Here is a 23,571-nt window from a genome sequence, read left to right on the forward strand (position 1 = left end):
TCAGGACCAGGACAGGCCGGTGAGCCGCTCGTACGCCTCGACGTACTTGGCGCGGGTCTGCTCGACGACGTCCTGCGGCAGGGCGGGCGGCGGCAGTTCGCCCTTGGGGTCCCAACCGGAGGCCGGGGAGGACAGCCAGTCGCGGACGAACTGCTTGTCGAAGGACGGCTGGGCGCGGCCCGGCTCCCACAGGTCGGCCGGCCAGAAGCGGGACGAGTCGGGGGTCAGCACCTCGTCGGCGGCGACCAGCGTGCCGTCGCGGTCGAAACCGAACTCGAACTTGGTGTCCGCGAGGATGATCCCGCGCTCGCGGGCGATGTCCCGGGCACGCCCGTAGACGTCCAGGGTCGTCCGGCGCAGCAGGGCGGCGGTCTCGGCGCCGGTGGTGCGGGCCACCTCCTCGTACGAGACGTTCTCGTCGTGCTCGCCGACCTCCGCCTTGGCGGCCGGCGTGAAGATCGGCGCGGGCAGCTCCGAGCCGTCCACGAGCCCCTCGGGCAGCGCGAGCCCGCACACCGTACGGGTCTGCCGGTACTCGGCGAGGCCGGAGCCGGTGAGGTAGCCGCGGGCGACGCACTCGACCGGGACCATCTCCAGGTCCTTGCAGACCAGGGTGCGGCCCTCCCAGTCGGCGGGGGCGCCGGCGGGCAGGCCGGTCCCGATGACGTGGTTCGGGACGAGGTCGGCGAGCTGGTCGAACCACCACAGCGACAGCTGTGTCAGGACGCGGCCCTTGTCCGGGATGCCGGTGGGCAGCACCCAGTCGAAGGCGGAGATGCGGTCGCTGGCGACCATGACGAGGTTGCCGTCCCCGTCGCGGTAGAGGTCCCGCACCTTGCCGGTGTGGAGGTGGACGAGGCCCGGCACCTGCACCGGCTCGGGCTTTTCGACGAATCCGGACACGGGGTCTCCCTGTGGTTCTGTACGAGCGCAGCCCCATTCTCCCGCACCGGCCGTGCAGCGGCCGACGAGGGTCGGGGCGGCGGGGGCGGCGCCCGGCTCAGTCCCTCTTGCAGATCCGGTCGAGGAGGTTCGCCGTGGCCCGCTGGATCCGCTCGTCGACGTGCCCGGGGCGGTCCAGCGCCGGGGACCACGCGAAGGTGCCGGAGGCGAAGACCAGCGCCCCGCTCGGCGCCCGGTACAGGGAGGTCTCCTGGTGCCGCCGCACCCCCTCGCCGTCGAGGTACGGGGAGTGCGCGAGGAGGATCCGGTCGTGGTGCTCGGGCAGCTGGGTGCGCGGGAAGTACCGGTCGGCCTCGCCCGCGACCAGGCCGGGCAGCTCGTCGTTCTCGCCGGCCCCGGTGGAGTCCCACAGCCAGTGCTCGGCGTTGCGGACGACGAGCGGGGCGGGCTCCGGGACCCGGCCCGCGTACTGGATGCCGAGGAGCTGCTGCTCCGGGCGGTCGACCTCGCGCCACAGGCAGGGGCGGCCCGGGCCGCGGCGTTTTCGGCAGGTCAGGAGCCGGTCGGGAACCCCCGAGGGGGAGGGGCCGAGTTCGACCTGCCAGTACATGGTGTTCGCGGAGAGGAAGACGAGGGAGGTGCCGTGGTCGCGGGCCCGCTCGGCGGTGCGGCGCATGGCCGCCGACCAGTACTCGTCGTGGCCGGGGAAGACGAGGCCGCGGTAGCGGGTGGGGTCGACGCGGCCGGCGTGCAGGTCCCGGGTGTCGGCGTAGGCGAGGTCGTAGCCGTAGCGCTCGGCCCAGCGGATGAAGTCGTAGGCGTGGCCGACGTGCAGCGGGAGCCCGGCGCCGGCGTAGGGGCGGTCGAAGGAGACGGTGACCGCCGCGTCGCGCTCGCCGAGCAGCCGGCCGTCCGCGTCCCAGGCGTGGTAGAGGCTGGCGCCCGTGCGGCCGTCCTCCGGGTACAGGTTGTACGCCTGCCAGGTGACGTCCGGCAGCAGCAGGAGCAGGTCGGCGGGGTGCTCGTCTCGGACGGTGAACGGGATGTGGGACCGGTAGCCGTCGGCGGTGGTCAGCACGGCGACGTAGGCGCCGAGGTTCCAGTACGAGGGGACCTGCAGCCGCCACGACAGCCACCAGTGGTGGCAGGACACGGTCCGGTCGGCGGTCAGCGGGGGCGGCTGCACGATCCCGGAGAGGCGGGGGCTGGTGGTGATCTTCGAGGCGCCGTCGCCGCCGTAGTGGCCGATGCGGTAGACGTCGACGGAGAACTGCTGGGGCGGGTCGACCGTGATGTGGAAGTCGATGGCCTCGCCCGGGGCCACCGCCCCGGTGGAGGCGAACCCCTTGATCTGCCGGTGCACGTCGTCCGCGGTGCGGGGGCCGCCGCTGCCCGTGGCGCGGGCCGGCCGGCCGGGGGCGATGGCCGGGTCGACGTACCACGGCACGACCTGCCCGGTGTCGCCGAAGTAGACCTCGCTGCCGCGGAACCACGGCAGCGGGCCCTGCCCGAAGGGGTCGTTCACCGCATGGGCGAGTGCCCCCGACTCCCACCGCCGGATCTGGTCCGAACCCATTCCGCGCCCCTCCCTCGCTCCCCCGTACGGTCCTCTGCTGCATGCTGCCGGCACGGCTCGGCTGCCCGGGCGACCGACCGCGGCCGGTCCCAGCACATCACATAACGCGCTGATTCCGTCACCGTTCGCCACAACCGGCCACCGCCCGGAAATCAGCCCTGCCCCGGCACGGCGAACGGGAGTTGCCTGTGGGATTCCAGTGGTGCAGGAGGCGGGCCCCGGCGCCGGTGAGCCAGGGGCAGCCGGGGCGGTCAGAGGAGGCGGATCGGCTTCTCCGGGCGGATGCCCAGGGCTGCGAGCCAGTCGCGGAGGGGTTCCGCGTCGCCGTCCTCCACGAGGCTCAGGACGCGGGGGGCGAGGTCCTGGCGGCGCTCCCCGGCAAGCAGGAGGACGGGGCCGTCCAGCCAGTCCAGGCCCGGGCCGGCGCCCACGCCGTCGACGGCAGCGCAGCACACCGCGGCCGTCACGTGGTCGGCGAGCAGGTCGCGGCCGCTGCGCTGCGGCTGGAGCGGGAACAGCGGCACCGCGTCCGCCCCCCGCACCGGCTCGGCGCGGTGCTCCGCGGAACGTTCCTCCCTGGCCACATCGGCGCTGAGGCGCCCCGCCAGCGCCTCCCCGGGGCCGCCCTCGCCGCCCCCGCCCGCCAGGTAGCCGAGAACCCGGTCCAGGGTGGGCCCGGTGCCGGCCGGCACTGCAAGGGCGTCCAGCGCGGCATGCAGCCGGGCCGCCTCCCGGCGCCACTTGCGGTCCACGACCTCCTCCGGGTACGCGGCCCAGTCCACGGGCGACCACTGCGGCCCCGGCTCGGCCGGGCCGCCGTGGAACAGCCGCGCGGCGAGCAGCGAGGCGGCCTCGTCCACCGCGCCGGGGCGCTCCAGCAGGTCGCAGGCGGGCCGCTCGCCCAGCCGGGAGGTGAACCCGTCGGCCAGCCGGTCCCGCCGGGACAGCTCGGTCAACGCGGAGACGACCCCCGCGTCGAGGTGGGAGGGCCAGCGGCCCATCCGCCAGGCGGGCAGCGCCACCCTGGTCAGCAGCCGGTCCCAGCCCGCGTACGCGAGGCCGACCTGCTCCTGGGCGGTGATCCGCAGACCGTAGTCGACCCGCTCGGCCCGCGCGGACGCGGCGGCGGCGACACCCCGCTCCATCTCGGCGGCGTCGTCCCGGCAGAGCCGCAGCAGCAGCCGGGCCGGGCGGCCGATCCAGCCGAGGCCGGGCCTGCTGCCCACGTCGGCGGCGGCGTCGAGCCCACGGACGAAGCTCCGGGCGTCGGCTATGTCCGGGTGCGCGGAGGGCCCCGTACCGGCGACGACGGGCGCGAGCACCGCCCGCAGCTCCGCCACCCGCATCCACCACAGGAACGGGGAGCCGATCACCAGCACCGGCGCGGCGCCGGGCGCGCTGCCCGGGCCGGCGGCCGCGCCCCGCCGCCGGTGGGCCGCATGCGTGCGGTCCTCCAGCCAGCTGTCGCAGTCCGGCGCGAGCGCTATGGCCGACGGGGCGGGCACCTCCATCCGGTCGGCCAGGTCCCGCACCAGCCGGTACAGGTCGGGCGCCTCCGACTCGGCCAACGGCACGGTCGGGGTCACGGGCGGGCCCGCGCGCAGCACCACGGCGGCGAAGACGCCCGCGGCGAGCAGCACGACAGCAGCCACCGCGCAGACGACGAGGGTGACCAGCGGCCACGGATCGCCGGCGAGCCGGCCCGTCATGCGGGCGGTCACCAGAACCACCGCCGCGGCGGCGGGCAGCAGGCAGAGGGCCAGCGCCCTGCTCCGCACGCGGAGCACAGCCAGGGCCCGGGAGCGCGCGGACGGCGCGCCGCCTTCCCGATACGAACCGGTTCCGGACACGGCCGGACCTCACCCCCTCTGCCCTGCGGCGGTTTCGCTCACTCCCCCACTGTGACACCCGCCACTGACATCGCAATGCCGGTGGGCCAAGTGCCGGAATGCTTGCGCCGCACCCTAGTTGGGGAGCGGCCGGCAGTCAGCCGGACAGTATGACGATCACTCGATGGAATGGCTTTGGGCAAAGCTGCTGCGTTCGAACGCGGCCGGATGCACTCGCACACGCACATGCGCGCGGGCCCGGTGCGCAGGTCTCTCGCGCACCGGGCCCGCGTCGCGGATCTGCCTGCTCAGCTGTCTGCGGCCGCCTTCGCGGCGATGTCCGTACGGTGCTGGGAGCCGTCCAGCCGGATCCGCGCGACGGCCCGGTACGCCTTCTCCCGGGCCTCCGCGAGGTCGGCGCCCGTGGCGGTCACCGACAGGACGCGGCCGCCCGCGCTGACGACCGCGTCGCCCTCGCGCCGGGTCCCCGCGTGCAGCACGTACGCGTCGGGGCCGTCCTCGGCGGCGACCTCGTCCAGGCCCTCGATCGGGTCCCCGGTGCGCGGCGTGCCCGGGTAGTTGTGCGAGGCGATGACCACCGTGACGGCGGCGTCGTCGCGCCAGGACAGCGGCGGCTCGGCGTCCAGGGTGCCGTTGGCCGCGTTCAGCAGCACGCCTGCGAGCGGGGTCTTCAGACGGGCCAGGACGACCTGCGTCTCGGGGTCGCCGAAGCGGGCGTTGAACTCGATGACGCGGACGCCGCGCGAGGTGATCGCGAGGCCGGCGTACAGCAGGCCGGAGAAGGGGGTGCCGCGGCGGCGCAGCTCGTCGACGGTCGGCTGGAGCACCGTCGCCATGACCTCGTCGACCAGCTCGGGGTCGGCCCACGGCAGCGGCGAGTAGGCGCCCATGCCGCCTGTGTTGGGGCCCTGGTCGCCGTCGAGCGCGCGCTTGAAGTCCTGGGCGGGGCGCAGCGGAACCACGGTGGCGCCGTCGGTGATGGCGAAGAGGGAGACCTCGGGGCCGTCGAGGTACTCCTCGATGACGACGCGGTCGCAGGCCAGCGCGTGGGCGCGGGCGGCCTCCAGGTCGTCGGTGACGACGACGCCCTTGCCGGCCGCGAGGCCGTCGTCCTTGACGACGTAGGGGGCGCCGAAGGCGTCGAGCGCCTCGTCGACCTCCTCGGGCGTGGTGCAGACGTAGCTGCGGGCCGTCGGGACGCCGGCGGCGGCCATGACGTCCTTCGCGAACGCCTTGGACCCCTCCAGCTGCGCCGCCTCGCGGGACGGCCCGAAGACGGGGATGCCGGCGGCGCGGACGGCGTCGGCGACGCCGGCGACGAGGGGCGCTTCGGGGCCGATGACGACCAGGCCGGCGCCGAGCTCGGCGGCGAGGCCGGCCACGGCGGCGCCGTCGAGGGCGTCGACCGGGCGCAGCTCCGCCACCTCGGCGATGCCGGCGTTGCCGGGGGCGCAGTACAGCGCGTCGACGGCGGGGTCGAGGGACAGGGAGCGGCACAGGGCGTGTTCGCGGGCGCCGCTGCCGATGACGAGGACCTTCACGCCATGCAGCCTAGCCCGCCCGCGCGCCGGCCCTTTGTGCGGCCACCCGAAAACGGGTCCCTACTCGTTCGTGTATTCCTCCACAACGGTCGCCCCGAGCTCGCGGACGATGAGGTCGTGCCCGGTCAGCGCGCTCTCGACGAGGTCGGGGTCGTCCTCCTCCGGTACGTCGTCCTCGGGCGCGACCGGCGGCGGTGCCTGCCGTACGGGCGCCTGCGGCGCGGCGGCGGCCTGCGGGGGCTGCTGCGGCGGCTGGTACTGCTGGGGCGGGGCGGACGGCTGCGGCGCGGGCGCCGGTGCCGCGGGAGCGGACGGGGCAGCCGGCGGCGGGCTGTGGGCCGGGGCGGGCGCGGCGGCCGGTGCCCCGTACGCCGGGGCGCCGTACGCGGACGGCTGCGGGGCGGGCTGGCCGCCGCCGACGACGGCGTCGATCTTCCAGTTGACCTGGAACTGCTCGGCCAGGACGGCCTTGAGCACGTCCTCGCTGCCGCTGCTCGCGAAGTTGTCGCGGGCTCCGGGGTTGGGGAAGCCGAGCTGGAGGGTGGTTCCGTCGAATCCGGTGACCTGGGCGTTCTGGCTGAGCAGGATCCAGGTGAAGCGGCGGCGGTTCTTGACGGCGTCGAGGATGCCGGGCCACATCGCCTGCACCTGCCCGGCGCCCGCCGCCATGCCCGGCGAAGGCTGCGCGGCCGGAGCCGCGGCGGCCGGGGCGGGAGCGGGGGCCGCGGCGGCCGCCGGGGCCGGTGCCGGTGCGGCGGGGGCGGGAGCGCCCTGCCCGGGCGCGGCCGCGGTGGGCCAGGCGCCGCGCACCCCGGAGCCGGGCTTGGCCGCCCCGGGCCACGCCCCCGGCGCCGCGGGAGCCTCCGCGGCGGGCGCGGCAGGCTGGGCGGGCTGGGCGGCGGGCGCGGCAGGCTGCGGCGGCGGCGCAGCGGCCACCGGCGCCATGGCGTGCGCCTCGGGACCGGGCGAGTACCCCATGGCGGGCTGCGGCGCCGCGGGCTGCACGGCCGGCGGCGCGGCCACGGGCAGGGACACGGGCGCGGCGGGGGGCGCCCCGAGCGCCGCGGCCCCCGCCATGGCCGCGGCGGCCGCTCCGCCCCGCTCCAGCCGCTCCAGACGCGCCTGGATGGACCGCTCGTCGTCGAACGCCGCGGGCAGCAGCACCCGCGCACAGATCAGCTCCAGCTGGAGCCGCGGCGAGGTGGCGCCCCGCATCTCGGTCAGACCGGTGTTCACCAGGTCGGCGGCCCGGCTGAGCTCGGCCGCACCGAAGACGGACGCCTGCGCCTGCATCCGCTCCAGCACATCGGCGGGGGCGTCGATCAGCCCCTTCTCCGCGGCGTCGGGCACGGCAGCGAGGATCACGAGGTCGCGCAGCCGCTCCAGCAGGTCGGCGACGAAGCGGCGCGGGTCGTTCCCGCCCTCGACGACGCGGTCGACGACCTCGAACGCGGCGGCCCCGTCCCCCGCGGCGAACGCGTCCACGACGGAGTCCAGCAGCGACCCGTCCGTGTAGCCGAGCAGGGACGTCGCCATGGCGTACGTCACGCCCTCGTCGCCGGCGCCCGCGAGCAGCTGGTCCATGACGGACATCGAGTCACGCACCGAGCCCGCGCCGGCCCGCACCACGAGCGGCAGCACACCGTCCTCGACCTTGGCGCCCTCACGGCCGCAGACCTCGCCCAGGTAGTCGCGCAGCGTCCCGGGCGGCACGAGCCGGAAGGGGTAGTGGTGCGTCCGCGACCGGATGGTCCCGATGACCTTCTCGGGCTCGGTGGTCGCGAAGATGAACTTCAGGTGCTCCGGCGGCTCCTCGACCACCTTCAGCAGGGCGTTGAAGCCCGCCGAGGTGACCATGTGCGCCTCGTCGATGATGTAGATCTTGTAGCGGCTCGACGCCGGCCCGAAGAACGCCTTCTCCCGCAGGTCACGGGCGTCGTCCACACCGCCGTGGGAGGCGGCGTCGATCTCGATCACGTCGATCGACCCCGGCCCGTTGCGCGCGAGGTCCCGGCAGGACTGGCACTCCCCGCACGGATCGGGAGTGGGACCCTGCTCACAGTTCAGGCACCGGGCCAGGATGCGCGCGCTGGTGGTCTTGCCACAGCCGCGGGGCCCGCTGAACAGGTACGCGTGGTTGACCCGGTTGTTCCGCAGGGCCTGCATCAGCGGAGCGGTGACATGCTCCTGGCCGATGACCTCGGCGAACGACTCGGGGCGGTAGCGGCGGTACAGCGCAAGGGACGACACGTCTACGAGGTTATCCGGGCCCGCCGACAAACCGCCCCGCCGCACACCAGGCAGCCACCGCCCACTGCCCGCCCGGGAACGCAGACGCCCCCCACGCACCCGCCAGAGCCCACTTACCCTTGCTGCCTTCCGGCCCTGGGGGAGTTGGGTGAGATAGCGCCACGTGAGGGGCTGCCCCCACCCTAGCGGATGGAGCGCCCGGGTATCGAGTTCGCTAGCACCCCTCATCGTCTTGTATTGTTCGTCGCGGAGGATTCGCCTAGAGGCCTAGGGCGCACGCTTGGAAAGCGTGTTGGGGGCAACCCCTCACGAGTTCGAATCTCGTATCCTCCGCAGCCGCCTGAACAGGCGAAACGAAGAGCCGGACCGCTGATCGCGGTCCGGCTCTTCGGCATGCCCTGGTCTCAGTTTTGGTCTCATTTACTTCAGACATTCAGTAACGAACCATCCACAACCGTGTCGCCAAGGGTTCACGCACATGTGCGCGCACGTCCGGGTCGGCGGTCACTACGATCGCCGATCATGGACTGGCTGGAGCGGACCGCAACGTTGAGGCAGTGGACCAAGGGTGGGGCGCGCGCTCCCCACAAGCCGCTGCTCTTCCTGTACGCCCTCGGCCGGTTCCAGCAGGACGCCGACGGGGGGCTGTTCTACAGCGCGGTGGAGGAGGACCTGAAGCGGCTGCTGGCCGAGTACGGTCCGCCCAACAGGACGACGCCCGCCTACCCATTCCACCATCTGGTCAGCGACGGGGTGTGGGAAGTGCGCACCGACCGCGGCCCCGGCAGTCCCGGCAGCGCGGTGCGCGAGCTGCGGGCAACCAGGGCCGTCGGACAGCTGGCGCCGGAGCTGCGGGCGGCACTGCGGCGCGAGCCTTCACTGCTGGGCCGGCTCGCGCGCGTACTGCTCGACCAGCACTTCCCGCCCTCCCTGCACAGCGAACTGTGCGAAGCGATCGGGCTGGAGCTGGAGCCGACTGAGACCGGGCGGCTGTCGCCGGTGCGACGGGCGAGGGACCGGCGGTTGCGGGAGCTGGTGCTGACGGCTTACGAGTACCAGTGTGCCTTCTGCGGCTACGACGGGCGGATCGGAGCGGTTCCGGTCGGGCTGGAGGCCGCGCACGTGCGCTGGTGGGCGTTCGGCGGCCCCGATGACGTCGACAACGGGCTCTGCCTCTGCTCACTGCACCACAAGCTCTTCGACAAGGGCGTCCTCGGTGTCGGCGACGGCCACCGCGTCCTCGTCTCGCAGCACTTCGTCGGCCGCAGCCTTGCGGCCCGCGAACACGTCATAGCCCTCGCGGGCCGCCCTCTCATCGGCCCACAGCCAGGCGCACGCCCCGTGGCGGCGCACCACCGCTCCTGGCACACCAGCCAGGTCTTCCACGGCACCCCGCGCCCCGGAGCAGATCTTCCGCGAAGTCGATCTCGCGAGGACTCGCGCAGCCGCCCGCAGGTCAGCCCTCGCACTCCCACGGGTTGAGCAAGATCGCACCGGTCCGGGCCAGGTGCTTGATGTTCCGGCTCACCAGGGTCCACCCGTTCGCGAGGGCGGTGGCGGCGATCAGCGCATCCGGCGGATCGATGCTGGTTCCGGCGCTCTTCAGCTTCCGATGAAGAGCGAGGTACGCGAGGGCCTCCTGTTCTCCGATGGCCGCGATCCGGTCGCTGTAGTCAACGCGAATGCTGTCGAGCGCCCGCTCGAAAGCGGCACGCCGCACAGGTCCGGAGTCTGCGCGATGCCCGCCTCGATCTCCGCGATCGTGATGACACTCAGATAGAGACCAGTGGACGGGACCGAACGGGCCCAGGCCACAACAGCCGGAGACGGCTTCGGCCGGGTGGTTATCTCGGAGACCACGTTGGTGTCGAGCAGATAGATCACTCGCCGCCCGCCGCATCGTCGTAGGAACGCCGCCCGAACTCCAGACCCTCGAACGGAGCCGACTCAAGCCGATCAAGAAATCCGTCACTGCCGAGAGTGGCCCACCGGTGAAGCATCTCCGGTAGCGCGTCGATGTCGGTGTCGGCGAGCTCGGCGTCGAAGTGCCCGAGCTGCCGCTCGGGCAAGGACTCCCGGATCTCCCGAATCGTCCGCAGCGGATGCGGCTCTTCAGGCCGACGGGGCGGGAGCGGGAGGTTTGGGGCAGTACTCATGATCGGTTCCTCCACGAAGCGGTCCGCGGGCCCATACCTGAGGACAAGCCTAGGCTGGCCGGCGGTCCCGCAAGCTGGTTCCCGTCGAACCCAGGCTGCCTGGTCTCAGGTCTGGTCTCATTCGCCCCCGTACGGGCCCGTCCGGACGGGGTCAGCCCAAGCGCTACGCCGCAGGTCAGGACACATGCGACCTCACCTGGACCCGGGTACGAACATGTGGAAAGCGTGTTGGGGGCAACCCCTCCCGGTCTCGCGCCGAGTCTTGAGCGCTCCACGCCCGCAATGCCGATACGAGCCCGGAACAGGCGCTCGCGGCACGAGGGGCGTCGCATCCCGTGGAGCCGCGGACCACGAGGGAGCCGGCCGGCCGCGGCACACGCCCGACCGGCGAACACCCGAACGCTCCGCCCTTCCGCACCGAACGAACTCCGACCTCCCCACCCGGACAGAGTGCGGCACGTTCGCGCACCTCCGAACCTCCACCCGAGCCCACTGCGGACACCCGACAGCCGCGAGGAAGAGAACGCAGCACAGCGATGAACCAGTGGAGGTATAATCTTTTCCATACTTGATATCAAGGAGGTGTACCATGAGTCGTACGGTGATCGACCTCGATGACGAACTGGTCGCGGACGTGGCCAAGGCTCTGGGGACCAGCACCAAGAAGGAGACGGTCAACACCGCCTTGCGCGAGGTGCTGGAGAACAGGCGGCGCGCGCTGGCCCTGACCCGCCTGCGCGCCGCGGCCGACGAGGGCTCATTCGATCTGACGCTCTTCGAGGACAAGCGGAACTACCGGCGGTGAACGCGGCGCTCTACCTGATCGACACCAGCGCGCTCGCCCGCTTCATGCGGAACGACGCGGAGCAGTACGGCTGGGACCAGGCGGCAGCCGCCGGCCTGATCGCCACGTGCCCCGTCACGGAGCTGGAGTTCTTCTACAGCGCCCGGTCGGCAGCCGACCGGGCACGCGGCATTGAGGACATGCGGTTGCTCTTCGGCTGGGTTCCCGTCGACGACCGCGCCTACGACCGCGCCTGGCAGGTCCAGGAGGCCCTCACCAAGCAAGGCAAGCACCGCAGCGCAGGTGCGGTCGACCTCGTCGTCGCAGCGACTGCCGAGCTGCAGGGGCTCACCCTCCTGCACTGTGACCACGACTTCGACTGCATCGCCGCAGTAACCGGCCAGCCCGTTCAGTGGTACGGCCCTGAGGGCCGTAAGTAGCCGGGCAGAAGTTGCCGTTCTGGCTGCATTCACCTCCGTCCGGGGCCGTCCGAACGAAGGCCACGAGAACGCTCCGTCGCAGGCCAGGACGGGTACAGCCCCAGCCGGACAGCCGTACGAACATGTGGAGAGCGTGCCGGGGGCAACCCCTCACTCGTTCGAATCCCCTATCCTCCGCAGCCGCCTGAACAGGCACAACGCGAGGCCCGGCCGCGATACGCGGCTCGGATTCTCGCCGTGCTCTGGCCGCGTTTCTGGTTGCGTTTACAAGCGCCCGTTTCGAACATTCAGCGGATCCGGGCTGCCCGGCTCCCGCCCGCCCGCGGATGCCGGCGCCCGCCCACGGGGGAGTCCTGTCCCGTACGGCATCCTCGGATCACAGGGGTACGGCACCCTGGAAACCCCGCGGCGAGTCCCCGCTGCCATGATCCTGATCTCGCGAGGTGCCCGGCATGAAGTCCCCATCGACGCTGACGACTTGGCTGGGCAGCCTCGACGGCCGTCGTCTGGCGCGCGTGCTGGAGACGCGGAGGGACGCCGCGTCCCCTCCGGAGCCGCGCTCGCTGGGGGAGCTGGCCGACCGTCTTCAGCGCCCGGGATCGGTGGCACTTGCCCTACCGCAGCTCGCCCTGCCGCATCTCCAGGTCGCCGAAGCGCTGGCAGCGCTGCGTGCACCCGCGTCGCGCGATGCACTGGCCGAACTGCTGGGAGCGGCCGGCGACGGCACCACCGGCGATCTGGAGGCCGTACTGGAGGCTCTGGCCGATCATGCTCTGGTCTGGCCGGACGCCGCGGGGAAGCTCCGCATGGCCGGACCGCTGCGGCAAGCATGGGACGCGCCGCTGGGTCTGGATGCCCGGCTGGAGGAACTGCTCGCCGGCACGACCTCCGACGAGCTGCGCGGAATGCTGGCGGTACTGGGCATCAAACCGCCGGGCAGCAAGGCGCAGCGGCTGTCCGCGCTGGTGGAACACCACAGCAACCCGGAGCGGATCCTCTCCGTGATCGCCAAGGCCCCTGCGGCGACTCGGAAGCTGCTCGAAGGCAAGGCGGGGGCGGGGCCGGCGGGGCTAGCGGAGCACGCGCGGTTCGTCATGTTCGGGAGTCCGGGCCCCGATCCCGAACCGGGTGCTCGATGGGCTCTGGATCGGGGACTCCTGATCCAGGAACGTCACCGCTACGGCCCGGCCCGTTTGCCCGCCGAGGTGGCGCTCGCGCTGCGCGGGCCCGACTGGCACGCCCCGTTCCGGCCCGTTCCGCCCTCCGCGGGCTTGGCGCCGGTCACCCCGAGGGAGGTCGACCACGAGGCGTCGGCCGCGGCCTCGGCATTCGCCGCCGGCGCGGCCTCGGTCCTGTCGGCCTGCTCGACGGCCGCGCCGGCCCGGCTGAAGTCCGGCGGCATCGGTGCGCGTGAACTGGCCCGGATCGGCAAGGCGGCCCAGGCCGACGACGCCGTCGTACGCCTCACCCTGGAGACCGCGCATGCCGCCGGGCTGCTGGCCCGGGACGGCGATCGGGTGGCCCCCACCGAGGCCTACGACGTCTGGGCGGAGCAGGAGCCCCCGGAGCAGTTCGCCGTACTGCTCCAGGCATGGCGCAACCTGCCGCTCACCCCGGCCCAGGCGCGCGACGAGGACAACAAGGCACTCCCAGCACTCGTCGGCGCACCGCCCTGCAACGGCTGTGTGCAGGCCCGCCACGGGCTGTTGGCCGCAGCCGCGCAGCTCCCGGCAGGGCACGGCGTGCGGGTCGCGTCGGATCTGGGGCCGCTGATCGCCTGGTACCGCCCGCTCGCCGACTCGTCGCCGGACGGACCGCCGTTCGCCACCGTGATCCGGGAGGCCGAACTCCTCGGCGTGCTCGCACGCGGTGCTCTGTCCGCCATCGGCATCCACCTGCGAGCCGGCGATGCGGAGCTCCTGGGCGCCGAGTGCCGACGGCTGCTGCCCTCGGCCACCGCGACGGCCCGGATCGGCGCCGACCTCACCGCCGTCGTCACCGGCACCCCGTCCACGCGGCTGGCCGCACTCCTGGACTCCGTCGCCGACCGGGAAACCAGTGGCACCGCATCGGTGTGGCGGTTCAGTGCCGGCAGCGTCCGCCGGGCTCTGGACGCCGGCCGCACCCCCGAGGACATCACGGCCGACCTGGCCGCCGTCGCTGCCGGACCGCTGCCACAGCCCCTGACATACCTGATCACCGACACCGCACGCGGCCACGGGCGCGTGCGCATCTCCCCTGCCGCCTGCGTCCTCCACGGCGACGAGCCCGCCCTCCTGGCCGAACTCGCCGCCCACCGCAGGCTGGCCAAGCTCGGACTCCGGCAGCTGGCACCGACGGTGCTGATCAGCCGCAGCCCGCTCGGGACGACCCTCGCAGCGCTCCGGGCCGAGGGGTACGCCCCCGTCGCCGAGACCGACGAGGGAACGGTACGCATCGAGAAGACCCGGCCTCGGCGGGCCGCCGCACCCGTTCCGCCTCCACGCGGCTCCAGGGCGAGCGGCGGCGGCCGGGCCGCTGCCCCGAGGACGGCGAAGGAACCCGCTGCCCTCGACCCGAGTGCGTTGGCGACCCGGCTGCTGGCCGCCCCGGCCACGGCTCCCGAACCAGCACCGTTCGAGGGCGGAGTGCCCTTCGCCACGGACACCGAGGAGATCGTCGCAGGGTGGGCGAAGCGCCTGCCGTACGCCGACATCCGCCAGCTCGCCCACGCCATCGACGCAGGTCAGGCCGTCACCGTCGAATACGTCGCCAACTCCGGCAACCGCACAGTACGCACCCTCAGCCACCTCGAACTCGACCCGCCCTTCCTCGAGGCCTGGTGCCATCTGCGAGAAGACGAACGCGTCTTCACCCTCTCCCGCATCCACAGCGTCATGAGCGCCGCACTCGAACAGGAGTGGTAGCGGCGGGGCCGGGAAATGGTCGTGGGGCCGCTGAACCCGGCCGACATCGGCGAGATGCTCGGCCTTGACCCGGCCGCGGCCTTCGACGCCGCCCTGATCACGGGCGGACTTCCGCTGATCTGCGCGGAGTGGCGCCCGGAGCCGACGTATGGGAGTTCCTCCGCGACTCACTGGACAACCCATCTCCGCGCTGCTCGGCTCGGACCACTGGGCCGACATCTGATCTTCCCCGTGATGGCCGCACTCCGCAGAATGAGCGGGTGACAGCAGCCGTGTTGATCATTCTGGGCCCTCTGTCGGCGTCGCTCATGGGCACCGTCCTCGCTGCCGACTACCGGGGCTGGCGGGATGCAGCGGCCAAGGCGCACGCGGGAACCGGGAGGGCCGACTACTTCACGTCCTACGCGACCTTTCGGTCCGTGGGGCTGGCGGTGGCGTGGACGGGAGCCGTCTTCGCGGTGGGAGCCACGGTTCTCGTGTGCTTGATCTACTGGTGAAGTGGCGACCAAGCTGCCGGGCCACGGCGCTGGCGGCGGCGCCACCACTGCGATCGCCCGTCATGGACCGGCTGGAGCGGACCGCGACCTTGAGGCAGTGGACCAAGGGCGGGGCGCGTGCTCCCCACAAGCCGCTGCCTCTGCTCTACGCCCTCAGCCGGTTCCAGCGGGCAAGGCGTTCCAGGCCTCCGGCTGCAAACCATGGCAGAAGATCGGATAGGGCGCCTCGGCGAGGGCCGGATCCGCCCCGGTCATGCCCGCCCGCCGGCGCAGCAGAGGGCCGTGTAGAGGTCCAGGCGGTCCGGGAGGCGGGTGAGGTCGCGGTCCGTCAGGGCTTCTATGCGTTCGATGCGGTAGTGCACCGTGTTCACGTGGACACCCAGGGCCTCCGCCGTGCGGGACCAGGAGCAGTCGTGGGCGAGGAACGCCTCCAGCGTGGCACGCAGCGGGCCCTCGCCGAGGGGGCGCAGCAGGCGGGTCGCGTAGATGTCGCGGACCTCCGCGGGGATGCCGGGCAGGAGGCGGGACAGGGTGTCGAGTTCGTCGGCCGCGGCCACGCCTCCGGGTGCCCCGGCGGCGCATGCCAGGGCGAAGCGGGCCTGGGCCAGCGATGCCGGCAGGTCCTCCGGGGCGGGGACCGCCGCTCCGATGCCCACCAGGCCGGCTGCCTCCGCTGCCTGCCCCGCCGCCCGCAGGCGGGCCGCGAGGGTCGCCGGGTCCGTGTCCGGGGGCTCGCAGACGACCGCCGTCGTGCCGGCCGCCGTGTGCGGGAAGTCGGGCAGGGCGTGCAGGGCGGCGGCGAGGGATGCCGCGTCCGCCGCGGCGATGGCCCGGTACACGCCCCCTGGCGCCCCTGGCGCCGCCGGCGCCGCCGGCGCCGCCGGGTCTTCGGGCAGAGGCGGGGTGCGTACGGGCACTGCTGGTACTCCTTGCGGCGGACGGACCCCCGCCCTCACCAGGAGGAGGCGGGGTTCAACATCGTAAATGCAAGGAAGAACAGCCGGAGTTCGCGGCGTCTGCCGGTCAGGCCGTGGCCAGGGCCACCTCGGTGGCCTGGATCAGGGCCACCACGTGCGAGCCCGGCGCGAGGCCGAGCGCCTCGACGGCATCGCGGGTGACGGCCGCGGTCAGCTCGCCGTCGTTGACGACGACGCGCACCGATGCCATGGCCCCGCCCCCGGTGATGCCGGCGACCGTACCGGAGATCTGGTTCCGGATGCTGATGCCCTCGACGGCGCCCGCCGCCAGCGCCACGTCGGTGGCCTTGACCAGGGCGGTCACCGCCGCGCCGGGGCTCAGGTCGAGCTCCCGGGCGGCGTCGCTCGTGATGGCCGCGACGATGTCCGCGCCGCCTTCCAGCCTGACCCCCACGGTCGTCATGGCCTCGCCGCCGACCACGGCCGTCACCCGGCCGACCAGCCGGTTCCGAATGCTCAGGTGCACTGCTACACGTCCGTCATGGCGGGCATGTCGCCCTGGGTGGTCGAGGTGTCGATGACCGCGAACGCCGCGCCCTGCTGGTCCGCCAGGGCCGCGAACCGGCCGTAGGGGCTGTCCATGGGGCCGAAGTGCAGGGCGCCGCCCAGCTTCCTGGCCTTGGCCACGGCCTCGTCGCAGTCCGGGACGGCGAAGTAGACCTGCACCCACGGCGGGACCTCCGGCGGGAAGTCCCCGCCCATCGCCATCCGGCCGAGCACCGGGTGCTCGGGCCCGCCCGCGCTGAAGACCCGGAAGTCCATCCCCTCCTCCTCGGGGCTGCCGTCGGGGTGCATCTGCTGGGCGCCGTACGGGAAGACCTGCGGGAAGAAGGCGTCGGCCCGCTCCGGGTCGCGGGTGAAGACCTCGGCCCACGTGTAGGAGCCCGGCTCGCCCATCTTCTCGAAGCCCCGGTGCTCGTCCGGCTGCCAGACGCCGAAGACCGCGCCGCTCGGCTCCTTCGCGATGAGCATCGTGCCGTACGTGCCGATCTGCATCGGGCCCATCATGACCTCGCCGCCCGCGGACCTGATCTTCTCGGCGGTGGCCGCCGCGTCGGGCGAGGCGAAGTAGAGGCACCACTGGGACGGGGCCTCGGTGCCCGGCATCGGGGGGACGACGGCGGCGACCGCCTTGCCGTCCGAGTACGCCTGCGTGTAGTTGCCGTACTCGCTCGCCGCCTCGCCGAAGGTCCAGCCCAGCACCTCCCCGTAGAAGGCCTTCGCCGCCTCGACGTCCCTGAACATCGCGTCCGCCCAGCAGGGCGCGCCCTCCGAGAACTCCGCCATGGTCGATCGACTCCTGTGTCGTGGGCTCCGTCCGGTGTTCCACGCTAGGCGCGCGGTGCGCCGCCCGCGCGCGGAGCGCGGCCGCGCGAGAGGCTGGAGCCATGGACATCACCATGCGGCTGGCCCAGCACCCGGAGGCGGACGAGCTGCTCGGGCGCAGCCCGCTCGCCGCGCTCGTCGGGATGCTGCTGGACCAGCAGGTGCCGATGGAGTGGGCGTTCGCCGGGCCGTACACGATCGCGCAGCGGCTCGGCGCGGACGACCTCGACGCCCATGCCATCGCCGCGTTCGACCCGGAGGAGTTCGCCGCACTGCTGTCGCGGAAGCCGGCCGTCCACCGCTATCCGGGGTCGATGGCGAAGCGGGTGCAGCAGCTGTGCGCGTACCTGGTCGAGCACTACGACGGGGACGCGGCGGCGCTGTGGGACGGGGTCGGGACGGGGGCGGAGCTGCTGGACCGGCTGAAGGCGCTGCCCGGCTTCGGCGAGCAGAAGGCGCAGATCTTCCTGGCGCTGCTGGGCAAGCAGCTCGGCGTACGGCCGCAGGGCTGGCGGGAGGCCGCCGGCGGCTACGGGGAGGCGGACGTGTACCGCTCGGCGGCGGACATCACCGGGCCGGAGTCGCTGGCCCGGGTGCGGGCGCACAAGCAGGAGCTGAAGGCGGCGGCCAAGGCCGCCAAGGCGCGCGGCGGGAGCTGAGCGCGGCCCGGCGGCCCCTGCGCTACGCCGGTGCCGGGACAGGAGCCCCGGCGGCGGACGGAGCCGGGCGGCGGCGCAGGGCGGCTGCGTACACCTCGTCCGCGTGCAGCCGCCGCAGCTCCTCCGACAGCAGCTCGGCCGTGCTGCGGATCTTCAGGGCGGCGGTGCGGTCCGGGCTGTCCGGCAGGCTCAGCGTGGCCAGCACCCCGTCGGGCCGGTCCACGCGGATGTCGCCCTCGGGGGTCCCCAGCCGCACCCCGGTGATGACGGGCCCGCCGGTGGCGACCCGCTCCACCGGCACGCCCAGCCGGTCCTCCAGCCACCGCGCGAGGAGTTCCGCGCTCGGGTTCCCGGCCTCGCTCTCCACGGCCGCGCCGGTCACCGGCAGCGGCTTCTGGTCCAGCGCGGCGGCGAGCAGCGCCCGCCAGGGGGTGAGCCGGGTCCAGGCCAGGTCGGTGTCCCCGGAGGCGTACGCGGCCCCCTGCGCGGCCAGCGCGGCCAGCGGGTCGGCGGCCGCCTCGGAGTCCGTGATCCGGCGCTGCGCCAGCGCGCCCAGCGGGTCCCGGGCCGGGTCGGCCGGGGCGTCGGCGGGCCACCAGGCCACGACGGGGGCGTCGGGGACGAGGAGCGGCAGGACCACGGAGCCGGCCTGCTCGGTGAGCGCCCCGTGCAGCCGCAGCACGACGACCTCGCCGGTCCCGGCGTCCGAGCCGACCCGCAGCTCGGCGTCGAGCCGGGTCTGGCGGAGCCGGTGCGGGCCGCGCGAGGAGCGCTTGACCACCGCGAGGATGCGGCAGGGGTGCTCCCGGGAGGCCTCCGTGGCCGCGCGGATCGCGTCGTAGGCGTTCTCCTCGTCGGTGGCGATGACGAGGGTCAGGACCAGGCCCATGGCGGGGCTTCCGATGGCCCGCCGGGCTTCGAGCAGGGCCCGGTCGACCTTGCTGGACGTGGTGTCGGTGAGTTCGGTCCGCATGGGTCGAGTGTGGCAGCGGGGGCGGCCGGTGCGTCACCCGGCGGGGCGCCCATCCGTCACCTGCGGCGCCGGGCGGTCCCGAAGAGGGAGCGGGAGATCTCCCGGCCCAGCTGGGTGCCGACCGACCGGGCCAGCGAGCGGAAGATTCCGCTCCCCATCACCTGCTGCACCGGCGACGGCTTCTCCGCGGGCCGGCGGGGCTGCTGCGGACGGGAGGCCTCCGTCTCCGCTTCCGTCCGCGAGGCCTCCGCCCGCGCCGCCTCGGCCTCCGCCTCGGCCTCTGCCGCCGCCTCCGCGGCCGCCTGCTCCGCGCTGATCTTCTCGTACGCCGACTCGCGGTCGACGGGCTGCGCGTAGCGCGCGTACAGCGGCGAAGCCTGCACCGCCCGGTCCAGCTCCGCGGCCCCGACCGGAGCCATCAGCGACTGCGGGGCCCGCAGCCGGGTCGCCGCGACCGGCGTCGGGGCGCCCCTCTCGTCGAGCACGGTGACGACGGCCTCTCCGGTCCCGAGCACCGTCAGGAGCTCCTCCAGGTCGTACTCCGAACGGGGGTAGGTCCGCACCGCGGCCCTGAGCGCCTTGGCGTCGTCCGGGGTGAACGCGCGCAGCGCGTGCTGTACCCGGCTGCCGAGCTGGGCCAGCACGTCCGCCGGCACGTCCTGGGGGCTCTGCGTCACGAAGAAGACGCCGACGCCCTTCGAGCGGATGAGCCGGACCGTCCGGGTGACGGCCTCCAGGAAGGCCTTCGAGGCGCCGTCGAAGAGCAGGTGCGCCTCGTCGAAGAAGAAGACGAGCTTCGGCTTGTCGAGGTCGCCCGCCTCGGGCAGGGCCGCGAACAGGTCGGCGAGCAGCCACATCAGGAAGGTGGAGAACAGCTGCGGCCGGTCCTGCACGGCCGGGAGCTCCAGCAGGGAGACGACGCCGCGCCCGTCGGGCGCCGTCCGCAGCAGATCGGCGGTGTCGAACTCGGGCTCGCCGAAGAACACGCCGGCGCCCTGCTGCTCGAACGCGGTCAGGGCGCGCAGGATCACCCCGGCCGTCGCCGCGGAGATGCCGCCGATGTCCTTCAGCTCGGCCTTGCCGCGGTCCGACACGAGGAACGCGACGACGGCCCGCAGGTCCTTCAGGTCGTACAGCTCCAGGCCCTTGGCGTCGGCGTAGTGGAAGACCAGGCCGAGCGACTGCTCCTGGGTGCGGTTGAGCCCGAGCACCTTCGACAGCAGCACCGGCCCGAAGTCCGTCACCGTGGCGCGCACCGGGACGCCCGGCCCGATGCCGCCGAGCGAGAGGAACTCGGCGGGGCAGCCGCCCGGCTGCCAGTCCTGGCCGACCTCGCGGGCGCGCCCGGCCGTCTTCGGGTGCGGCTCGCCCGGGGCCGCGATGCCGGAGACGTCCCCCTTGACGTCGGCGAGGAACACGGGGACGCCGCTCGCGGACAGCTGCTCGGCGATGAGCTGGAGGGTCTTCGTCTTGCCGGTCCCGGTCGCGCCGGCGATCAGGCCGTGGCGGTTGAGGACCGCGAGCGGGACGCGGACGCGCCGGTCCGGAAGGCATGCGCCGTCCCACAGGAGCGCGCCCAGTTCCAGCGCCGGACCGGTGAAGGCGTACCCGGCGGCGATCCGGTCGGCCGGCGCTTCCGGGGCGGTGCTCTCGCTCATACGACCCTCCCGCATTGACCCTGTACGCCACTTTTGCACCGCCGGTGGGAGGCTGCGCCCGCAGGCGCGGGCCCGGTAGGCTTTCCGTGTGATCTTCAAGCGCATCGGAAACGGGCGGCCGTACCCCGACCACGGCAGGGAAACCACCCGGCAGTGGGCGGATGTCGCCCCGCGCCCGGTCCGGCTCGACCAGTTGGTGACGACCAAGGGGCAGCTGGACCTCGAGACGCTGCTCGCCGAGGACTCGACCTTCTACGGGGACCTCTTCGCCCACGTCGTGAAGTGGCAGGGCGACCTGTACCTGGAGGACGGCCTGCACCGCGCGGTCCGCGCGGCCCTCCAGCAGCGCCAGGTCCTGCACGCGCGCGTCCTCGAAATGGACTGACGGCGGACCCGGCCACCGCACCGGGCGGGACTCCGCGACAGCCGCGGCGACCCGTCGCGCCCCCGCCCGCCTCCCGCTTGGCGCGAATTGCGCCTTTCGGGTCGGTCTTGCCCTATCAACAGATCATTTGGTGGGCAACCTCTCCGCCCGGTATTACGCTGCGCCCATGAGCATGCTCACTCCCCCCGGCATGGGCGGAAAGTACCGCGTCACGGGAGCGGCCTATCCCCGCCTGAGCCGGCGCCCGCGCCGCCGCAGGATCGTGTTCGCCGTACTCGGCGCGGTCCTCGGGATCGCCCTGCTCGGTTACGGATCCCTGCAGCTCATCCAGGTGTTCCGCGGCGACGGCGACGAACCGCGCGCCACCGCCGGCGGGAAGTGCCCCGACAAGGGCAGCGGGGCGGCCTCGGCCGCGCCGGCCGCCGCCCCCGCGGTCGTCCTGCCGCAGCCCGCCGACATCACCGTCAACGTCTACAACGCCACCCAGCGCGCGGGCCTGGCCAAGGCCGTCGGGGACGAGCTGAAGGCGCGCGGGTTCACGGTCGGCCAGGTCGGCAACGCCCCCGCCGACTTCGACAAGAAGGTCCCCGGGACGGGGATACTGCTCGGCTCGCCGAAGACCGACAAGGCGGCCTACTCCGTCCTCGGTACGCAGCTCGCGGGCGACACCCTGCAGAGCGACGCCCGCGAGGGCGCCGACATCGACCTGATCCTCGGCGACGCGTTCACGGAGCTGAGTCCGAAGGCGACCGCGGACCAGGAGCTGGCGCTGCTGGCCAACCCCAAGCCGGCGGCCGCACCGGCCTGCTGACCCGGCGGCGGCCGGCCTGCGGCATGCGGCATGCGTCGGCGACAGGGCCGGAAGCCGGAGAAGGCCCCGGCGCCGCACGGCACCGGGGCCGGGAATCCCCTACTCGGCCGAGCCGTACATGCGGTCGCCCGCGTCGCCCAGCCCCGGCACGATGTAGCCGTGCTCGTTGAGCCGCTCGTCCACCGCGGCCGTCACGACCGTCACCGGCGTGCCCGCGAGCTCGCGCTCCATGACCTCGACGCCCTCCGGGGCCGCCAGCAGCACCACGGCCGTCACGTCGTCCGCGCCGCGCTTGATCAGCTCCTGGATGGCCGCGACCAGCGTGCCGCCCGTCGCCAGCATCGGGTCGACGACGTACACCTGGCGCCCGGAGAGGTCCTCCGGCATGCGCGTCGCGTACGTGGAGGCCTCCAGGGTCTCCTCGTTGCGGACCATGCCCAGGAAGCCCACCTCGGCCGTCGGCAGCAGCCGCACCATTCCGTCGAGCATGCCGAGGCCGGCGCGCAGGATCGGCACGACCAGCGGGCGCGGGTGCGACAGCTTCACGCCGGTGGTCGGCGCGACCGGGGTCTCGATGTCGGACTGCTCGGTGCGGACGTCCCGGGTGGCCTCGTAGGCGAGGAGCGTCACCAGCTCGTCGGCGAGTCGGCGGAAGGTGGGGGAGTCGGTGCGCTTGTCGCGCAGGGTGGTCAGTTTGTGCGCCACCAGGGGGTGATCGACGACCTGCAAACGCACAGCATCCTCCAAAGCTCAAGAGTCGGGTTTCGACCTGCGACCAGCAAAAACGGCCGCACGTTTTCGCGACCCACACCCAAGAGGCTACGCGGTGTGCGCGCCGCCGTGCGCCCCCGGCGCCCGCCCGGGCCCCGCCCGGCCCCTGAGGATGCGGCCCGGCCGTGTGCCCAGCACGCTGGTCACGTGACCAATGCACCGGTGATCGCGGCCGTCGACGGATCCGAGCACAGCCTGCGCGCCCTCGACTGGGCCTGCGCAGCGGCCGTGCGGCACGGCACCGGACTCGTCGTCGCCCACGTCCTGCCCGACAGCGCCCAGCTGTACGTCGCCCGCCGCTCCTCCCTCGCCGATCCGGGCGCACCCGCGGAATGGGAGGACCCGGTCGCGGAGCGGATCCGCACCCTGCTCGCGGAGGCCTCCGGAACCCCGGAGGACGTCCGCTACGAGTCCCTGACCGGCTCCGTCCCCGAGGCGCTGCGCGTGATCGGCTCGGGCGCGCGGATGCTGGTGATGGGCTCGCGCGGGCGAGGCGGCTTCGCCGCCCTGCTGCTCGGATCGAACAGCAGGGCCGTCTCCGGGACGGCCCCCTGCCCGGTCGTCGTCGTCCCGCACGAGGCGCGCGACGCCGCCGCCGGGGGCACGGCGGGCCCCTCCGCCGGCCGGGTGGTCCTCGGGTTGCACGTCGAAGAGACCCCGGACGACGTCATCGCCTTCGCCCTCGGCGAGGCGGCCTCGCGCGGCACGGACCTCCAGGTCCTCTCCGCATACGCCGTCCCGCCGTCACCCGTGGTGGTGGCCGACACCCCCTTCACGGTGCTCACCCCGGAGGGGCTCGCGGACGGCGCCGACACCGCGCCCGCCGAACGCGAGATGCTGCGCGCCCAGAGCCGGCGCCTGGCCCCGCACCGGGAGCGCGCGCCGGACACCGCCGTCGCCCAGGCCGCCGTACCCGGCGACGCGGCGGGCGGACTGGTCGAGGCCTCCCGGTCCGCGGCCCTCGTCGTGGTGGGCCGCCACCACCCGAGGCGCAGCGTCCGCGGCCTCGCGATCGGCTCCGTCGCGCACGCCGTACTGCACCACGCGCACGGCCCCGTGGCCGTCGTCCCGGCTCTCTCGGACGACGTCTGACCTGCACGGGGGTGGC

The 23,571-nt window shown here is 73.7% G+C and carries 22 protein-coding genes, 1 tRNA gene, 1 other RNA gene and 2 pseudogenes; 12 read left to right on the plus strand and 14 right to left on the minus strand.

The window, feature by feature from the left end:
• From C0216_RS29745 to ffs, 6 genes are all read right to left on the minus strand, one after another.
• Positions 1–903, minus strand: coding sequence for a phosphoribosylaminoimidazolesuccinocarboxamide synthase (locus C0216_RS29745; RefSeq protein WP_114058213.1), 903 nt, complete (start codon positions 901–903; stop codon positions 1–3).
• A gap of 97 nt (positions 904–1,000) precedes the next feature.
• Positions 1,001–2,479: a N,N-dimethylformamidase beta subunit family domain-containing protein gene (locus tag C0216_RS29750; RefSeq protein ID WP_114058214.1), complete on the minus strand. Its 1,479-nt coding sequence runs from the start codon at positions 2,477–2,479 to the stop codon at positions 1,001–1,003.
• 251 nt (positions 2,480–2,730) lie between these two features.
• Positions 2,731–4,329, minus strand: coding sequence for a hypothetical protein (locus C0216_RS29755; protein ID WP_114058215.1), 1,599 nt, complete (start codon positions 4,327–4,329; stop codon positions 2,731–2,733).
• A gap of 287 nt (positions 4,330–4,616) precedes the next feature.
• A complete protein-coding gene (gene purD / locus C0216_RS29760) occupies positions 4,617–5,870 on the minus strand; it encodes a phosphoribosylamine--glycine ligase (protein WP_114058216.1) in 1,254 nt (417 codons plus the stop codon).
• Between the two features lie 60 nt (positions 5,871–5,930).
• Entirely contained in the window at positions 5,931–8,120 is a 2,190-nt protein-coding gene (locus C0216_RS29765; RefSeq protein ID WP_114058217.1) for a DNA polymerase III subunit gamma and tau, read from the minus strand.
• A gap of 80 nt (positions 8,121–8,200) precedes the next feature.
• An RNA gene (gene ffs, locus C0216_RS29770) (signal recognition particle sRNA small type) lies at positions 8,201–8,295 on the minus strand.
• A gap of 73 nt (positions 8,296–8,368) precedes the next feature.
• Between ffs and C0216_RS29775 the strand changes: the two genes are divergently transcribed.
• Positions 8,369–8,453: transfer RNA gene (locus tag C0216_RS29775), tRNA-Ser, on the plus strand.
• A gap of 189 nt (positions 8,454–8,642) precedes the next feature.
• Complete coding sequence (locus C0216_RS29780; RefSeq protein ID WP_114058218.1) at positions 8,643–9,602, plus strand: phosphorothioated DNA-binding restriction endonuclease; 960 nt, start codon at positions 8,643–8,645, stop codon at positions 9,600–9,602.
• On the opposite strand, the gene C0216_RS34800 is transcribed toward C0216_RS29780, so the two are convergent.
• Together C0216_RS34800 and C0216_RS29790 are read right to left on the minus strand one after the other, a co-directional pair.
• Positions 9,577–9,840 (minus strand): PIN domain-containing protein, encoded by a 264-nt coding sequence (locus tag C0216_RS34800; protein ID WP_246042740.1) that lies wholly within the window; start codon positions 9,838–9,840, stop codon positions 9,577–9,579. The two genes, C0216_RS29780 and C0216_RS34800, sit on opposite strands and share 26 nt — an antisense overlap.
• Positions 9,841–10,000: 160 nt before the next feature.
• Positions 10,001–10,276, minus strand: coding sequence for a hypothetical protein (locus tag C0216_RS29790; RefSeq protein ID WP_114058219.1), 276 nt, complete (start codon positions 10,274–10,276; stop codon positions 10,001–10,003).
• 589 nt (positions 10,277–10,865) lie between these two features.
• Between C0216_RS29790 and C0216_RS29795 the strand changes: the two genes are divergently transcribed.
• The 6 genes and pseudogenes from C0216_RS29795 to C0216_RS34805 form a co-directional block, all read left to right on the plus strand.
• Entirely contained in the window at positions 10,866–11,081 is a 216-nt protein-coding gene (locus C0216_RS29795; protein ID WP_114058220.1) for a type II toxin-antitoxin system VapB family antitoxin, read from the plus strand.
• On the plus strand, positions 11,078–11,500 hold the full coding sequence (locus C0216_RS29800) for a PIN domain nuclease (RefSeq protein WP_114058221.1): 423 nt from the start codon (positions 11,078–11,080) through the stop codon (positions 11,498–11,500). Before C0216_RS29795 ends, C0216_RS29800 begins: the two co-directional genes overlap by 4 nt.
• A gap of 452 nt (positions 11,501–11,952) precedes the next feature.
• Entirely contained in the window at positions 11,953–14,406 is a 2,454-nt protein-coding gene (locus tag C0216_RS29805; protein ID WP_114058222.1) for a helicase-associated domain-containing protein, read from the plus strand.
• A pseudogene (locus C0216_RS35410) lies at positions 14,407–14,588 on the plus strand (ATP-binding protein); the annotation flags it as partial. It abuts the gene before it with no gap.
• A gap of 90 nt (positions 14,589–14,678) precedes the next feature.
• A complete protein-coding gene (locus C0216_RS33650) occupies positions 14,679–14,903 on the plus strand; it encodes a hypothetical protein (protein WP_162793317.1) in 225 nt (74 codons plus the stop codon).
• Positions 14,904–14,965: 62 nt separating this feature from the next.
• A pseudogene (locus C0216_RS34805) lies at positions 14,966–15,073 on the plus strand (phosphorothioated DNA-binding restriction endonuclease); the annotation flags it as partial.
• Between the two features lie 81 nt (positions 15,074–15,154).
• Here C0216_RS34805 and C0216_RS29820 read toward each other — a convergent pair.
• From C0216_RS29820 to C0216_RS29830, 3 genes are all read right to left on the minus strand, one after another.
• The gene (locus tag C0216_RS29820; protein WP_246042741.1) at positions 15,155–15,820 is read right to left on the minus strand and encodes a PucR family transcriptional regulator; all 666 of its coding nucleotides are present in this window, start codon (positions 15,818–15,820) and stop codon (positions 15,155–15,157) included.
• A 106-nt stretch (positions 15,821–15,926) separates the two neighbouring features.
• Positions 15,927–16,346 carry a TOBE domain-containing protein gene (locus C0216_RS29825; protein ID WP_114058224.1) on the minus strand — a complete coding sequence of 140 codons (420 nt, stop codon included), beginning with the start codon at positions 16,344–16,346 and terminating at the stop codon, positions 15,927–15,929.
• Positions 16,347–16,348: 2 nt separating this feature from the next.
• A complete protein-coding gene (locus C0216_RS29830) occupies positions 16,349–17,167 on the minus strand; it encodes a VOC family protein (RefSeq protein WP_114058225.1) in 819 nt (272 codons plus the stop codon).
• Positions 17,168–17,268: 101 nt separating this feature from the next.
• Between C0216_RS29830 and C0216_RS29835 the strand changes: the two genes are divergently transcribed.
• A complete protein-coding gene (locus C0216_RS29835; protein ID WP_114058226.1) occupies positions 17,269–17,865 on the plus strand; it encodes an HhH-GPD-type base excision DNA repair protein in 597 nt (198 codons plus the stop codon).
• A gap of 22 nt (positions 17,866–17,887) precedes the next feature.
• Here C0216_RS29835 and opcA read toward each other — a convergent pair whose 3' ends face one another.
• Complete coding sequence (gene opcA, locus C0216_RS29840) at positions 17,888–18,838, minus strand: glucose-6-phosphate dehydrogenase assembly protein OpcA (protein ID WP_114058227.1); 951 nt, start codon at positions 18,836–18,838, stop codon at positions 17,888–17,890.
• Positions 18,839–18,894: 56 nt separating this feature from the next.
• Positions 18,895–20,496: a helicase HerA-like domain-containing protein gene (locus tag C0216_RS29845; protein ID WP_246042742.1), complete on the minus strand. Its 1,602-nt coding sequence runs from the start codon at positions 20,494–20,496 to the stop codon at positions 18,895–18,897.
• An 88-nt stretch (positions 20,497–20,584) separates the two neighbouring features.
• Between C0216_RS29845 and C0216_RS29850 the strand changes: the two genes are divergently transcribed.
• Together C0216_RS29850 and C0216_RS29855 are read left to right on the plus strand one after the other, a co-directional pair.
• Complete coding sequence (locus C0216_RS29850; protein WP_114058229.1) at positions 20,585–20,881, plus strand: type II toxin-antitoxin system VapB family antitoxin; 297 nt, start codon at positions 20,585–20,587, stop codon at positions 20,879–20,881.
• Positions 20,882–21,047: 166 nt separating this feature from the next.
• The gene (locus C0216_RS29855; RefSeq protein WP_114058230.1) at positions 21,048–21,692 is read left to right on the plus strand and encodes a LytR C-terminal domain-containing protein; all 645 of its coding nucleotides are present in this window, start codon (positions 21,048–21,050) and stop codon (positions 21,690–21,692) included.
• Positions 21,693–21,791: 99 nt separating this feature from the next.
• On the opposite strand, the gene upp is transcribed toward C0216_RS29855, so the two are convergent.
• Positions 21,792–22,427, minus strand: a complete 636-nt coding sequence (upp, locus tag C0216_RS29860) for a uracil phosphoribosyltransferase (protein ID WP_114058231.1) — start codon at positions 22,425–22,427, stop codon at positions 21,792–21,794.
• A 183-nt stretch (positions 22,428–22,610) separates the two neighbouring features.
• Here upp and C0216_RS29865 point away from each other — a divergent pair, with 183 nt between their 5' ends.
• Complete coding sequence (locus C0216_RS29865; RefSeq protein WP_246042743.1) at positions 22,611–23,555, plus strand: universal stress protein; 945 nt, start codon at positions 22,611–22,613, stop codon at positions 23,553–23,555.
• The last annotated feature ends 16 nt before the right edge of the window (positions 23,556–23,571 follow it).

It is taken from the genome of Streptomyces globosus, assembly GCF_003325375.1.
GTDB classification, from domain to species: domain Bacteria; phylum Actinomycetota; class Actinomycetes; order Streptomycetales; family Streptomycetaceae; genus Streptomyces; species Streptomyces globosus_A.

Excerpts from the sequence above, each read along its gene's own strand:
- C0216_RS29750 (WP_114058214.1), bottom strand. The coding sequence starts at position 2,479 with ATGGGTTCGGACCAGATCCGGCGGTGGGAGTCGGGGGCACTCGCCCAT.
- C0216_RS29780 (WP_114058218.1), top strand. The coding sequence starts at position 8,643 with ATGGACTGGCTGGAGCGGACCGCAACGTTGAGGCAGTGGACCAAGGGT.
- C0216_RS29790 (WP_114058219.1), bottom strand. The coding sequence starts at position 10,276 with ATGAGTACTGCCCCAAACCTCCCGCTCCCGCCCCGTCGGCCTGAAGAG.
- C0216_RS29795 (WP_114058220.1), top strand. The coding sequence starts at position 10,866 with ATGAGTCGTACGGTGATCGACCTCGATGACGAACTGGTCGCGGACGTG.
- C0216_RS29805 (WP_114058222.1), top strand. The coding sequence starts at position 11,953 with ATGAAGTCCCCATCGACGCTGACGACTTGGCTGGGCAGCCTCGACGGC.
- C0216_RS29830 (WP_114058225.1), bottom strand. The coding sequence starts at position 17,167 with ATGGCGGAGTTCTCGGAGGGCGCGCCCTGCTGGGCGGACGCGATGTTC.
- C0216_RS29835 (WP_114058226.1), top strand. The coding sequence starts at position 17,269 with ATGGACATCACCATGCGGCTGGCCCAGCACCCGGAGGCGGACGAGCTG.
- opcA (WP_114058227.1), bottom strand. The coding sequence starts at position 18,838 with ATGCGGACCGAACTCACCGACACCACGTCCAGCAAGGTCGACCGGGCC.
- C0216_RS29845 (WP_246042742.1), bottom strand. The coding sequence starts at position 20,496 with ATGAGCGAGAGCACCGCCCCGGAAGCGCCGGCCGACCGGATCGCCGCC.
- C0216_RS29855 (WP_114058230.1), top strand. The coding sequence starts at position 21,048 with ATGAGCATGCTCACTCCCCCCGGCATGGGCGGAAAGTACCGCGTCACG.